The sequence below is a fragment of the Arthrobacter sp. JCM 19049 genome (assembly GCF_001310435.1).
In genome coordinates this window covers 1-13,422 of sequence record NZ_BAXF01000031.1, presented here as the reverse complement: position 1 = coordinate 13,422, position 13,422 = coordinate 1, and the positions used below count along the sequence as shown (strand labels likewise).

Sequence of the window (13,422 nt, the reverse complement as noted above, 5' to 3'; positions counted from 1 at the left end):
CCCCGTCGCGTGGGGGTAACGCCAGCAGGCCGGCACGCCCGCCCGTGGGCGGTGTGCCGGCCTGCTGGACCGTGGTCTGTGACTAGATGTTGAACCGAGGGCACGCATCTGGTCACGGCCGTCGTCGGTGATCCGTTCCGGACCCCATGGCGGCATCCAGACCCAGTTCAGACGGTGCTCGTCGACTATGCTCTCCAGCGTCGCTGCCACCTGCTCCTCGATCACGTCGGTGAGCGGGCAGGCCGCGGTGGTCAGGGTCATGTCGATCAGAAGCACGCCGTCCTCGGCGTACTTCAGCCCGTAGAGCAGACCCAAATCGACGATATTGACTCCCAGTTCCGGTCAATAACATCCTTGAGCGCTTCCTCGACATCCTCCAGCGGGGTCGTGGTCGACCCCTCGTGCTGTTCAGTTGATTCGCTCATGGTTTCCACCTAACTAGGCCGTGACCTTCAGGAAACGGTCGTAGCCCTCTTCTTCCAGACGGTCGGCCAGTTCCGGGCCGCCCTGTTCGGCGATCTTGCCGTCAACGAACACGTGCACGTGGTCCGGCTTGATGTAGCGCAGGATGCGGGTGTAGTGGGTGATCAGCAGAACGCCCATCTCGTTCTCGTCCTGGGCACGGTTCACGCCCTCGGAGACAACCTTCAGCGCGTCAACGTCCAGGCCCGAGTCGGTTTCATCCAGCACGGCAAACTTCGGCTTGAACAGTTCCAGCTGCAGGATTTCCACGCGCTTCTTCTCACCGCCGGAGAAGCCTTCGTTGACGTTGCGCTGGGCGAAGTCGGCGTCGATCTTCAGCTTGCCCATGGCTTCCTTGACGTCCTTGGTCCAGGTGCGCAGCTTCGGTGCTTCGCCGTCGATGGCGGTCTTGGCGGTGCGCAGGAAGTTGGTCATGGACACGCCCGGGACCTCGACCGGGTACTGCATGGCCAGGAACAGGCCGGCCTTGGCGCGCTCGTCAACGCTCATCTCCAGCACGTCCTCGCCGTCCAGCATGATCGAGCCGCTGGTGACGTTGTAGCGCGGGTGACCGGCGATGGTGGCGGCCAGGGTGGACTTGCCCGAACCGTTCGGACCCATGATCGCGTGGGTTTCGTTGGTGTTGATCACCAGCGAGACGCCCTTGAGGATTTCCTTCTCGCCCTGCTCGGTGTCGATCGAGACGTGCAGGTCCTTGATTTCCAAAGTAGACATACGTCGTTCCGTTTCTGTGTCTAAAATCTTTCGAATTACCCGGCCAACTAGTTGTTGGTGACGGCCAATTCCTTTTCGATGATGTCGGTCAGGCGCGCTTCAAGTTCCTCATCGCGGATCTGCTGCACGATTTCGTTCAGGAAGCCGCGAACCACCAGGCGGCGGGCGGACTTCTCGTCGATGCCACGGCTCATCAGGTAGAACAGGTGCTCGTCATCGAAGCGTCCGGTGGTCGAGGCGTGCCCGGCACCCTCGATCAGGCCGGTCTCGATCTCCAGGTTCGGCACCGAGTCGGCGCGGGTGCCGTCGGTGAGCACCAGGTTGCGGTTGGCTTCGTAGGAGTCGGTCCCCGAGGCCTCCTTGCGAATCAGCACGTCGCCGATCCACACGGTGTGTGCCCCTTCGCCCTGCAGCGCACCCTTGTAGAGCACGTTGGAGGTGCAGTTGGGCAGGTTGTGGTCCACGAACAGGCGGTGCTCCTGGTGCTGGCCGGCGTCTGCGAAGTACAGGCCGTACAGCTCCACCTCACCGTGCTCCCCGGCGAAACGGGCCGAGGGGTTCACGCGCACCAGGTCGCCACCGAAGGAGATGGCGATGTGCTTGAAGTAGGCGTCCTTGGCCACGGCAGCCTGCTGGCTGGAGGCGTGGATCGCGTCATCGTTCCAGGCCTGCAGCGACACGACGGTCAGCTTCGCCCCGGCGCGCACCTCGAACTCGATATTCTGCGAGAGCACGGCGGAACCGACGTGGTCCAGCACCAGGGTCGCCTCGGAGTTCTCCTGGGCGATCACGATGATGTGCTGGGCGGCGGGGTCCATGGACTCACCGGTGATGGTCAGGTGCGACTTGATGCCCTCGGCGTTGGCCGGGATCGTCAGCACGTGCGCCTCGTTGGCGTACTTCCAGCCGTTGGCCGCCACCCGGTCCTCCGGGGTGGAGACCACGCCGCGCAGCTTGTCGCTGGCCGGCACGGTGGTGATGGTGACCTTCTCGTCGCCGCTGAGCTCAACCTTCGGCGCGGCGCCGGTCAGTTCCTTCTTGTGCAGCCCGCCCAGGCGCTTGAGCGGGGTGAAGCGCCAGTCTTCCTCGCGGCCGGTCAGCGGCGCGAAGTCATCGACGTTGTAGCTGGTCAGACGACCGGCACGGAGGAGTCGGGAATGCCGACCCCGCCACCGTGGCTGTGGCCCTTGACCGAGTCGCCGGCCAGCGGCGAGGCAGCCTCGTTCAGCGGCGAGAGGTTCTCGCCCTCTTCGGTGAAACCCGGGATTGAGGGGGCGCCGATGCGGGCCTTCTCGTCCGGAATATGGGTAGTGGTCTCCGACATGCTTAGCCGACCGATCCTTCCATCTGCAGTTCAATGAGGCGGTTCAGTTCCAGTGCGTATTCCATCGGCAGCTCGCGGGCGATCGGCTCGACGAAGCCGCGCACGATCATTGCCATGGCCTCGTCCTCGGCCATGCCGCGGCTCATCAGGTAGAACAGCTGGTCCTCGGATACGCGCGAGACGGTCGCCTCGTGGCCCATGGTGACGTCGTCTTCACGCACGTCAATGTAGGGGTAGGTGTCCGAACGCGAGATCTGGTCAACCAGCAGCGCGTCACACACCACGGAGTTCTTGGTGCCCTTGGCGCCTTCGCGCACCTGCACCAGGCCGCGGTAGGCCGAGCGTCCGCCATTGCGGGCCACCGACTTGGCGACGATCGCGCTGGAGGTGTTCGGGGCGATGTGCACCATCTTCGAACCGGTGTCCTGGTGCTGGCCCTCGCCGGCGAAGGCGATGGACAGGGTCTCGCCCTTGGCGTGCTCGCCGACCAGGTACACGGCCGGGTACTTCATGGTGACCTTGGAGCCGATGTTGCCGTCGACCCACTCCATGGTGGCGCCCTCTTCACAGATGGCGCGCTTGGTGACCAGGTTGTAGACGTTATTCGACCAGTTCTGGATGGTGGTGTAGCGAACGCGGGCGTTCTTCTTCACGATGATCTCCACCACGGCCGAGTGCAGCGAGTCCGACTGGTAGATCGGCGCGGTGCAGCCCTCGATGTAGTGCACGTAGGAGCCTCATCGGCGATGATCAGCGTGCGCTCGAACTGGCCCATGTTCTCGGTGTTGATGCGGAAGTAGGCCTGCAGCGGGATTTCGACGTGAACGCCCTTGGGGACGTACACGAACGAGCCGCCGGACCATACGGCCGTGTTCAACGCGGCGAACTTGTTGTCGCCCGCCGGGATCACGGTGCCGAAGTACTCCTGGAAGATTTCCGGGTGTTCCTTCAGCGCGGTGTCGGTGTCCAGGAACACCACGCCCTGCGCTTCCAGGTCCTCACGCAGCTGGTGGTAGACGACCTCGGACTCGTACTGGGCGGCCACACCGGCCACCAGGCGCTGCTTTTCAGCCTCCGGGATGCCCAGCTTGTCGTAGGTGTTCTTGATGTCCTCGGGCAGGTCCTCCCAGCTGGTGGCCTGCTTCTCGGTGGAGCGAACGAAGTACTTGATGTTGTCGAAGTCGATGCCCGACAGGTCCGCGCCCCAGGTGGGCATCGGCTTGCGGTCAAAGTACTTCAACGACTTCAGGCGGCGTTCGAGCATCCATTCCGGCTCGCTCTTCAGGTGCGAGATGTTCTCCACCACGGCCTCGCTGAGGCCACGCTGGGCGCTGGCACCTGCCTCGTCGCTGTCAGCCCAACCGTATTCGTAGTTTCCGATCCCGTGGAGTTCAGGGTTCTTCTCCAGGATCTCGGAAATCACGCCCGGGTCGGCAGACTCATGTGCAATCTGATCCGTCATCGCGGCCTCTCCTGCTTCGTGAACTGAATTCGAGTTCTCTTCTCGGCGCGTCGCGGCGCCTTTTCACGGCCCACGGGGATGTGGGTCGTGCACACGTGACCGCCGCTGGCCAGCGTGGAGAGCCGACGTACATCGACCCCCAGCAGCCGGGCGAACATTTCCGTCTCGGTGTCACAGAACACCGGGAACTCACGTGCCAAGTCTTGGATGGGGCAATGCCCCTGGCACAGCTGCACGCTGTGCATCAACGCCGTGGGCAGCTTGGTGTCCACGGTGCGCGTGTACCCGACAAATCCGTCGGCGTTCAGCAGCTCACCGAGTACCTCGGCCCGCTGCTCCAGACCTTCGACCCCCTCAAGGGCTTGGCGTACCGGGCCTCCATGTCCTGGAAGCGGCGGCGGGCGAACCCGCGGATGGCGTCCTCCCCGACCGCGTCGCCCAGGTCCCGCAGGGCCTGGGTGGCGATGTCCAGGTAGTCGTTGCCCAACTTCGCCTGCCCCCGGTGGGAGAGCACGTACCGGCGCGAGGGGCGTCCGGCACCAGACTTCTGGTTTGCGACCAGCTTGACCTCGACCAGTCCGGCCTTGGACAGGGCATCGAGGTGGCGTCGAACGGCTGCCGGGGTGAAACCAAGTTTCTTGCCCAACTCTGCCGCGCTGACCGGGCCGTCTTCCAAGACGGCATACAACACGCGGTCGCGCGTCCGTTCTTCGGTATCCCCAATCGCGCCCACTACCTTTGCCGGCTGATCGCCAACTGAGTTTGCTTTAGATGAATACACAACACAAGCATGACCATATTTAGCGCTAAGGTCTAGTAAGGAAGTGCTTACTAAGGTTAGCCATTGTCGACACCTGCTCGGCACCGGCAATTTTCAACATGACCACGAAATTTATCTTAGCGTGTTTGCCCGAAAACCGCCGTGAGCAAAGCCGCATCGGACCCAACTTCGACCTAGCGTAGAATCGATGGGTGTCTTCCGATTCCCCCAGTCTCATCATCAGTGAGCTGTGCAAGGACCTTGGACCGGTGCCGGCGCTGAATAACCGGATGCTCCGGGTCCTGCACTCCGTCTCACTCAAGGCCCACCCCGGACAGGTGACCACCCTGCTTGGCTCCAACGGCGCCGGGAAGTCCACCACCCTCAGCTGCGCCCAGGGCCTGCTGCGCCCGGACAGCGGAAGCATCCAGCTGCTGGGGCAGGATCCCTACGGGGACAAGCCCGAACTGCGCTCCCGGGTAGGTGATGCTCCAGGATGGCGGGCTGCCCCCGTCGATGCGCCCAATCCCGCTGCTGCGCCACGTCGCTTCGCTTTACCGCAACCCCATCGACCTGGATGCGCTGATCAAACGGCTGGACATCGAATCCTTCGCCTCGCGAACCATCCGCCGGCTTTCTGGCGGACAGAAGCAGCGCGTCGCGCTGGCCGCGGCACTGGCCGGGGACCCGGAAGTCGTCTTCCTCGACGAGCCCAGCGCCGGGCTGGACCCGCAGTCGCGCCAGGTGGTGTTCGACCTGATCGGCGACCTGCGCGATGCGGGCAAGGCCATCATCCTGACCACCCACCTGATGGATGACGCCCAGAAGCTCAGCGACTACGTGTACATCATCGACCGTGGGCGCACCGTCGCCCAGGGGACGGTCAGCGAACTGACCACCCTGGCCGCCGCCGAACAGCAGACCCGCCCGGTCTCCTTCGGGGCCGGAGCCGGCCTGGCTCTGCCGGATACCGTGCCCGCCGGACTGCACCTGAGCGAAACGGCTCCGGGCGAATACCGTCTGGACGGGGTCCGCTCCCCCGAACACCTGCTGTGGCTGACCACCTGGTGGGCCGAGGCCGGCATTCTGCCCCACCACCTGAGCCTGCAGGCCGCAGCCTGGAGGACGTGTTCCTGGAGATCGCCCAGAAGGAGCCCGATAACGCATGAGCGCACCGACCGAGCTTCCCCGGCACCAGAGCGTGCCCAACAATGCGGTCTCCCCGTTGCGGCGCATCGCCCTGCAGGCAAGTACGAGACCCTCGTGATGCTCAGCAACGGTGAACAACTGGTGCTGGCCATCGTGATGCCGCTGATCGCCCTGTTCGCCCTGACCTTCACCAACCTCATCGACGGGGTGGCCGAACGCAACATCGACGCCGCCGTGCCCGGGGTGCTGGCCCTGTGCGTGGTGTCCACCGCGTTCACCGGGCAGGGCATCGGCACCGGGTTCGACCGGCGCTACGGGGTGCTGCGGATGTTCTCCACCACCCGCTGGGGCGCACCGGGCTGATCTTCGGCAAGGTCGTGGCCGTATTGACCGTCCTGGCCATCCAGCTGGTGCTGATCGGGGCCTGCGCGCTGCTGCTGGGCTGGGAACCACGGCTGGTCGGCATCCTGCCCTCCCTGCTCTTCCTGCTGTTGGGCGCCGGCTGCTTTACCGCCCTGGGCCTGCTGATCGCCGGGACCGTACGGCCTGAGGCGACGCTGGCCATCACCAACCTGGCCTGGATCCTGCTGGCCGGCGTCGGCGGGGTGCTCTTCCCGACCTCCATGGCCCCGGCCTGGATCCACCCCATCCTCAACGCCCTGCCCTCCGCGGCATTGGGCGATTCGCTGCGCGCGGCGCTCATCGACGGCGTCTTCCACTTCCCGGCAGGCCTGCTGCTGGTGGTGTGGACCGTCGTGGCTCATTCGCGGCCGTCAAGCTGTTCAAATGGAACTAACCGCCACACCAATCCGAGGGAGAAGTTAATGTCTTCGTCCGTTGCCCCGTCCACGAGCTGGGCGGACAGGCTGCCCACCAAGGTCACCAAGACCGTGCACGGCTTGGCGATCGCCTCGCTGGTCTCCCAGGTGGGCATCATCATCAGTGGCGGCGCCGTGCGCCTGACCAAGTCCGGGCTGGGTTGCTCCCAGTGGCCGAACTGCATGCCCGGCACCATGACCCCGGTCCCGGAAATGGGCATCCACGGTTTCATTGAGTTCGGCAACCGCCTGCTGACCTTCGTGCTGATGGCCATCGCCCTGGCCTTCCTGGTGGCCATCTGGAGGATGCGCTCCACCCACCGTTCGCTGTTCGTGATCGGCTGGGTCCTGCTCATCGGCATCCCCTTCCAGGGGGTCATTGGCGGCATCACCGTCTGGTCGGGGCTGAACCCGTGGGTGGTGTCCCTGCACTTCCTGCTGTCCATGGCCCTGGTCATGCTGGCCACCGTCCTGGTCAACCGCACCGGCCGCGAATACAAGCACACCCCCGCCCCGGTCCAGGACAAGACCACCGCCCAGGTCTCCTGGGTGGCGTGGATCGCCTCCATGCTGGCCATCATCTTCGGCACCGTGGTCACCGGCACCGGTCCGCACGCCGGGGACGCCTCGGCCCCCCGCCACCTGTTCGACCCGCTGACCGTGACCCGCATGCACACCGCCCCGGTGTACCTGCTGATCGGCGCGACCATTGTCCTGCTGGTGCTGGCGGCCAAGCGCAAGGCCGGTCCGGAATTCACCCACGGGCTGTACTGGCTGGTCGGCGTGCTGCTCCTGCAGGCCGCGATCGGTACATCCAGCACTTCACCGGCCTGCCGATCGTGCTGGTCATCCTGCACATGCTGGGCAGCGCGCTGCTGGGCATCGCCACCACCAACGTGTGGGACCGTGCGGTGCGCCTGCCCAAGTACAAGGTGCCGCAGCACAACGTCTCCCAGCTCTAGCCGGCCCCAAGGCGGCCCCAGGCCGTCCCACCGTGGTGCGCAGCGACCCGGTGTCGGAACCCATTGCGATCCGGCACCGGGTCGCTGTTCTTTGTCCAGCATCACGCGCTTCCGGTGGCACGTCACTGGCCGAAACCCTGGCGCGGAGCCGCACACAGCCGGGGACGCTCGAGACCCGGGGCGAGGCTGCTGCACCCCTGCTTTCGGTCGGTGGATGGCCCTGGAAGCTAGGACAGCTCGCTGCCGGCCTCCGGCACTCGAAGCGCGCTGCGCGGGGGCAGGCGCAGCAGTCCGTACAGCCCCATCGCCAGGATGACCCCACCGCCGACCCACAGGGCGGCGACCAGGATTCCGGCATCAACAACCGCCACCCCCAGTACCAGCAGACCATAGGCCAGGGTGACCCAGTGGGCTGCACGGGAGTTCGCGGCATAACCCGCGGCAAGCAGCACACTAAAGACGGCCCAGAGCAGCAATGGGATCTGGGCCGCACCGAAGCTTCCCACCATCAAGCCGGCGAGGACCAGCACCACCGGCACCACCAACAGCAGTGTCCCGAGAATGCGCATCACCAGCGCTTCCGCCCGGGGCGCTGTCACCGCGCTGGCATACCCAATGACGGCGCCCATCCACGCGGTGATCGCCATGGGCACCAGGAACAGGCCCGCGTCGAAGGCGCGATGAACACCAGCACACTCAGCAAGGCCGCGATGAGCATCATCAGCCACCGTCGCGCACCATACGGCACCAGCACCACCGCAGCGCAGGCCAACGCCGGGAGCAGGGTCAACACGGCAGCGCCCGGGCCATACGCGTCGACCAGGGAGGATAGCGTCCCCTGCGGCACACTGGTCGCTCCGGGCTCTGCCCCTCGGGATTGCGCAGGAAAAAGCTCACCACCACCGCGGCCAGAACACCCAGGCGACCGTTACACCCCACAGCACCGTTGCCGGGTTGCGCACGCCGCCCAGGATCCGCGAATCCAGTTCGCTGCGGCTTGCCTCGGCGACGAGCCTGGGCTCACCCAATGCCGCCAGGATCCGTTCCGGATCACGCCCCTGGGCCAGGGCCTCGTCAATATGGTCCCGCACGTCCTGCAGAATCGATTCCCTCTCAGGTCGCGGCACATCGGCCAAGGCGCCCTTGAGCCGGCGCAAATACCGCTGGGTCGCACGATCGGTGGAAATGCTAGCCATGATGCCCTCCCAAGAGCCCGTCAACCTGCTGCTGAATCCCCCGCCACACCTCACGAAAGCTGGCCAGTTGATGTTGGCCGTGCTCGGTGATGGCATAGTACTTCCGCGAACGGGTGCCATCACCGGCCTCCCAGCGCGCATCGACGCTGCCAGTGTGCTTCATGCGCGCCAAAAGGGGTACAAACTTCCTTCGCTGGCCGAAAGCTCGCGTTCCATGAGCTCGTTTGCGATCTCCAGGCCGTACATTTCGCGTTGATCGAGCAAGGCGAGCACACAGTACTCCAGCACGCCCTTGCGCAGGTTGGTTGCCATTTTCTCCACTGCCCGATCCATAAGTCGAAGATACCTTGTACCACAAGACTTGTACAGCAAGAGTTACCCATCGGCCGAACTTAGGAGCTGGACGAGAACGCAAAAGCCCCCGGTGAATGCACCGGGGGCTGAAGTGTGGGGTTCTAGCCGAACAGCGGGCTGCCGACGAACGGTCGATGGCCAGCGCCAGGAACACGATCGACAGGTAGGTGATGGAGATGTGGAAGACCTTCATCGCCTTGCGGTTCATCTCAGCGGGCTTGTGCTCGCGCTGGGCTTCGCGGTAGAGCACGTGCGACTCGTAAACGAACCAGAGACCGGCCCCGCCGGCCAGGGCGGTGTACACGATGCCGGCGTAGCCCATGGGCACCAGCAGCATCGAGCAGACGAAGGTGGCCCAGGCGTAGAGCACGACCTGCACGGAGACGCGCCGAGCGTTGGCGATCGCGCCAAACATCGGCACCGAAGCCGCGTTGTAGTCATCGGCGTACTTCATGGACAGCGGCCAGTAATGCGGCGGGGTCCACAGGAAGATCACCACGAACAGGATGAAGGCCGGCCATTCCAGGGTGTTGGTGACCGCGGCCCAGGCGATCAGCACCGGCATGCATCCGGCGATGCCGCCCCACACGATGTTCTGGGTCGTGCGGCGCTTGAGGATCAGCGTGTAGAGCACCACGTAGAACAGGATGGCCAGCAGCCCCAGTGCCGTGGTCAGCGGGTTGGTGCCGAACCAGAAGATCGCCAGAGAGGTAATGGCCAGCACCCAGGAGAAGATCAGCGCTTCGCGCGGAGTCACATCTCCGGTCACCAGCGGGCGGCCCTTGGTACGCTTCATCAGCCGGTCCATGTCCCGGTCGAAGTAGCAGTTGAAGGCGCCCGAGGCGCCAGCGGCCAATGCGCCGCCAATCAGGTCGAAGCCATCAGCACACCGAGGGGAACCCGCCGTAGGCGAAGATCATCGTGGGCAGGGTGGTGACCAGAAGCAACTCAATGACGCGCGGCTTGGTCAATGCCAAGTAGGCACTGGCCTTGCGCTTGATGAATTCGCCGGTGGTCTCATCGAGCTGACGCGAGGCCTGGGGGCTCGGCGCATCGGCGACACTAAGAGACTTCAATTAAACGCACTCAGTTCTTCACGGGTACAAGACAGACGTCCTTATTCTACGCGTAATAGAAGACTTAGGGTAGTTGAGTTGGGTCATATCCGGCCTACTCCCGCGTGATTCCAGCCATCTCCCGCACTAAATCGCAACGCGGCAACACCTTCGGCACTGATTGCGCGCTACCACCCCTCGTTGAGCATCGATGCCCGCCGCTCGAATTCATCGCGATCATGAGAAGTGGACGACGGGTGGAATATCCCTACTTCCCAAACTCCCGCCGGGACCGTTTGTCGCATTCACCCTACAAGCCTCTGACAAGAGTGACACTTTGTGGATCACCAGATATACAAAAGCAACGTTTTGTGGCTGGTTAAGCGGAACCGCACTTGGAGCAGGCCATGGCGATCGAGACGTGGCAGGTCATGGCGAATACCTCCAAGGTGCGGTGCCGGCCATTTCCGTCGGCAGCCCCAGAAATCGGAAGGCACGCCGTAGCCTGGTGCACGTCTAACCAACCCGGGCTGCACCCAACGACCTTCCGATAGACAGAAAGGCCGACAGTGCATTGCAGGAGCTGAAATGAAGGATCCCGGCGGAGGGCTCCATCAATGGGGGCATTCACCATGAGGAGCGTGGACCCTCAGGCCCACAGCCTCGGGTCTTCGGGGCCGACCGAAGTGACGATCTTCAGTATCCTTGCGAGCATCGATCGGTTCCGTTGTCACCCTAACTGGAAAGCGCTGAAACCTCCGGTGCAGTTGTCTCATTTCATAGGGCCCACGCCATCGGCAACGGTTCACTATTCGCGAGGAACGTCGTACGGACCATCGAAATAGAGTGCTATCGACATGTCTCATTGATGCCTTCGACTTTTGGCCGTGATGAAGAAATCTTCAGGGTCCTCACCTCAGGGTGAGGTACTTCTTCTTTCCCGACTGCGATTGCGGAGGGTGACAAACAGCACGGTCAGCGCCACCCCCATGGTCATGATCCCAAGATTCACGAGCCCATATGACCAAACTTCCCCTTCATTGAGCACGAGCGGAAGACCCTTCGGCGTCGGACCGAACATTCCGTCGCCGAAGACTGTAAGCCCGCCATTCAGCCAGTTCAGAAGCACCAGGAGTGTCTGAAACGTGAACAGAATCGCCTCGATGACGAGGTAGAGCAACGCCGCCATTAGTCGCGACCGCACAAAGAGTCCGATGAAAACGACAAGAATAGGGGTCAGCAAGAGGTTCATGACTTTCTCCAATCCCATAAACGAGGTTTGCTTCTCCTGCGGCTGGCCACAGCCCGTCCACCAGAACTCACCGCAACACGAGCGTTGCAAAGACACAGACACCGAGCATCGTGAACCATCCCAGCGCCCCGACGATCGCGTGGAGCGCAGGCGCCGGACGTGAGAAGCCGAGGACGTCCTTGGCTACCGCTACGTAGTTCCCCGCAGCGCTGTCGATGCCGTGCCGCGCACGGTAGCTCGCAAGCATAAGCAAGTCACCGAGGACCTGACCAGCCGTAATTACGGCAAACGCGACCCAGGCGATCCACGTTCGCATGGCGACAAGGAAGGCGACCCAGAACGTGGTGCTCGCGACCTGTAGAGCAATGTGTGCTGCGACCCTTTTCGTCGGGAAGGATGCATTTCGGTGACGCCGCCAAGTCGACAGAGAGACCACGCCGAGGATCGACGTCATCACAAGGAGGAGCAATGTTAGCCCCGCAAGAGCTGTGACCAGTGTCATATCCTAAGACTACTACGGACATAGTAATCTGTCACTATGCCCGTAGTAAGGTTCGTTTATGCCCAGCAACCGAAACCAGGCGATCACCGCAGCTATCGACCTATTGGCGAGCGGAGGCGTTCGTGCGCTAACGCATCTGCGAGTGGACGAACGCGCCGGACTCCCCCGGGGTCCACATCAAACTTTTTCCGTACGCGTGAAGCACTCCTTCTGGGGGTTTGTGAGCATATGGTCGCCAGAGAACTACCCGAGATCGCCATCGGCTTCAGCGCAAATACGCCAGAAGATTTTTCCGAGTCATTGTCCATGCTCTTCCGCCATTTGGTCGGTCCCTCTCGCAAGATAACGGCAGCGCGCCTCGCGTTAATAGTGGAAGGTAGTCACGATGCGGGAGTCCGGTCCGCACTCTCGGCAGGCCGAAAGAGCATCGAGAGCTCGGTTCTACCCGCGCTGGTGGCACTGGGTGCCAACGATCCGCTGCTTGGCGTACAGCTGATCGCGACCTGCTTCGAGGGCCTGTTCCTGCACGCGTTAGGACGCCACGCGGACATCGACGCGGAAGCCGTCATCTCTGCCACGGTGCGCACAATCTTCACCCCGGTCAAAACCCCACAGTGAGAATCCCGATCGTACCCAGGTACGCAGTGTGAAAACCCTCCTCTCAAGGACAATCGGCCAATCACTACTGCGGACGTCGGTCGAGGCGCCCCCTTCACCGTAGAGGCGCGATACATCGAACAAGAGAGCTGCTCAGGCGGTATCGACCTGGCAGAAGCGGGCAAGAGGCCCGTGCGGCCCAGTGCTTCATCTTGCACTTGTCATCTTGAAACAACCCACCACAAACCGGGTGATCCGCGATAGAGTGGACACTAGTTGCGCCGTCGCCGCCTTATCCCCGAGTTCGAACGACACGGGTTCGAGGTCGACGGCGTATTGCGTGTCAGCGGGAAAACACCATTCCCCCAGCCTGAATGGAAGGAAACGCCGCAGTGGCGACTGAATCCTTAGTTGAAGAATTTTCACTCACCGAGTTGGACCAGAAGGCCATCGACACGGCTCGCGTCCTGGCCGCTGATGCCGTCGAGAAAGTCGGCAACGGCCATCCCGGTACCGCCATCAGCCTGGCCCCGGCCGCCTATCTGATCTTCCAGAAGCACCTGCGCCACGACCCGAACGACCCGAACTGGTTCGGCCGCGACCGCTTCATCCTCTCCCCCGGTCACACTTCGCTGACCCTGTACCTGCAGCTCTTCCTCTCCGGCTACGGCCTGGAGATGGAGGACCTGGCCGCGCTGCGCACCTGGGACGCCAAGACCCCGGGCCACCCGGAGTTCGGCCACACCGCGGGCGTGGAAATCACCACCGGCCCGCTCGGCCAGGGCCTGGCTCCT

The 13,422-nt window shown here is 63.4% G+C and carries 8 protein-coding genes and 8 pseudogenes; 5 read left to right on the top strand and 11 right to left on the bottom strand.

From position 1 onward, the window contains the following. Positions 1-93 precede the first annotated feature (93 nt). The 5 genes and pseudogenes from JCM19049_RS18285 to JCM19049_RS03065 all read right to left on the bottom strand — a co-directional run. Positions 94-425: pseudogene (locus JCM19049_RS18285) on the bottom strand (metal-sulfur cluster assembly factor); the annotation flags it as partial. A 13-nt stretch (positions 426-438) separates the two neighbouring features. Further along, positions 439-1,197, bottom strand: a complete 759-nt coding sequence (gene sufC, locus JCM19049_RS03080) for a Fe-S cluster assembly ATPase SufC (protein WP_054820772.1) — start codon at positions 1,195-1,197, stop codon at positions 439-441. Positions 1,198-1,244: 47 nt separating this feature from the next. After that, positions 1,245-2,521: pseudogene (sufD, locus tag JCM19049_RS03075) on the bottom strand (Fe-S cluster assembly protein SufD). Between the two features lie 2 nt (positions 2,522-2,523). Then, positions 2,524-3,983: pseudogene (gene sufB / locus JCM19049_RS03070) on the bottom strand (Fe-S cluster assembly protein SufB). Beyond that, positions 3,980-4,764, bottom strand: a pseudogene (locus tag JCM19049_RS03065) (helix-turn-helix transcriptional regulator). The pseudogenes sufB and JCM19049_RS03065 overlap by 4 nt, the downstream one beginning before the upstream one ends. 191 nt (positions 4,765-4,955) lie before the next feature. On the opposite strand from JCM19049_RS03065, the pseudogene JCM19049_RS03060 reads away from it, so the two are divergent. The 3 genes and pseudogenes from JCM19049_RS03060 to JCM19049_RS18280 all read left to right on the top strand — a co-directional run bounded on the left by JCM19049_RS03060 (position 4,956) and on the right by JCM19049_RS18280 (position 7,988). Then, positions 4,956-5,912 (top strand): annotated as a pseudogene (locus tag JCM19049_RS03060) (ABC transporter ATP-binding protein). Positions 5,913-6,006: 94 nt separating this feature from the next. Continuing rightward, a complete protein-coding gene (locus tag JCM19049_RS03055) occupies positions 6,007-6,255 on the top strand; it encodes a hypothetical protein (protein WP_054820771.1) in 249 nt (82 codons plus the stop codon). Between the two features lie 14 nt (positions 6,256-6,269). Then, positions 6,270-7,988, top strand: coding sequence for a COX15/CtaA family protein (locus tag JCM19049_RS18280; protein WP_279402347.1), 1,719 nt, complete (start codon positions 6,270-6,272; stop codon positions 7,986-7,988). On the opposite strand, the gene JCM19049_RS03045 is transcribed toward JCM19049_RS18280, so the two are convergent. The 6 genes and pseudogenes from JCM19049_RS03045 to JCM19049_RS03025 all read right to left on the bottom strand — a co-directional run bounded on the left by JCM19049_RS03045 (position 7,900) and on the right by JCM19049_RS03025 (position 12,031). Next, on the bottom strand, positions 7,900-8,325 hold the full coding sequence (locus JCM19049_RS03045) for a hypothetical protein (RefSeq protein WP_279402346.1): 426 nt from the start codon (positions 8,323-8,325) through the stop codon (positions 7,900-7,902). The genes JCM19049_RS18280 and JCM19049_RS03045 overlap by 89 nt on opposite strands. Positions 8,326-8,565: 240 nt before the next feature. Further along, complete coding sequence (locus tag JCM19049_RS03040; RefSeq protein WP_054820769.1) at positions 8,566-8,868, bottom strand: DUF1700 domain-containing protein; 303 nt, start codon at positions 8,866-8,868, stop codon at positions 8,566-8,568. Continuing rightward, positions 8,861-9,084: pseudogene (locus JCM19049_RS18275) on the bottom strand (PadR family transcriptional regulator). Before JCM19049_RS18275 ends, JCM19049_RS03040 begins: the two are co-directional and overlap by 8 nt. Positions 9,085-9,323: 239 nt before the next feature. After that, positions 9,324-10,223 (bottom strand): annotated as a pseudogene (locus JCM19049_RS03035) (heme o synthase). Positions 10,224-11,193: 970 nt separating this feature from the next. Further along, positions 11,194-11,529, bottom strand: a complete 336-nt coding sequence (locus JCM19049_RS03030) for a hypothetical protein (RefSeq protein ID WP_054820774.1) — start codon at positions 11,527-11,529, stop codon at positions 11,194-11,196. 67 nt (positions 11,530-11,596) lie between these two features. Beyond that, positions 11,597-12,031, bottom strand: coding sequence for a hypothetical protein (locus JCM19049_RS03025; protein WP_054820768.1), 435 nt, complete (start codon positions 12,029-12,031; stop codon positions 11,597-11,599). Positions 12,032-12,259: 228 nt separating this feature from the next. Between JCM19049_RS03025 and JCM19049_RS03020 the strand changes: the two genes are divergently transcribed. Both JCM19049_RS03020 and JCM19049_RS03015 read left to right on the top strand, forming a co-directional pair. After that, complete coding sequence (locus JCM19049_RS03020) at positions 12,260-12,649, top strand: hypothetical protein (RefSeq protein ID WP_054820767.1); 390 nt, start codon at positions 12,260-12,262, stop codon at positions 12,647-12,649. A 353-nt stretch (positions 12,650-13,002) separates the two neighbouring features. Next, positions 13,003-13,422 (top strand): annotated as a pseudogene (locus JCM19049_RS03015) (transketolase); the annotation flags it as partial.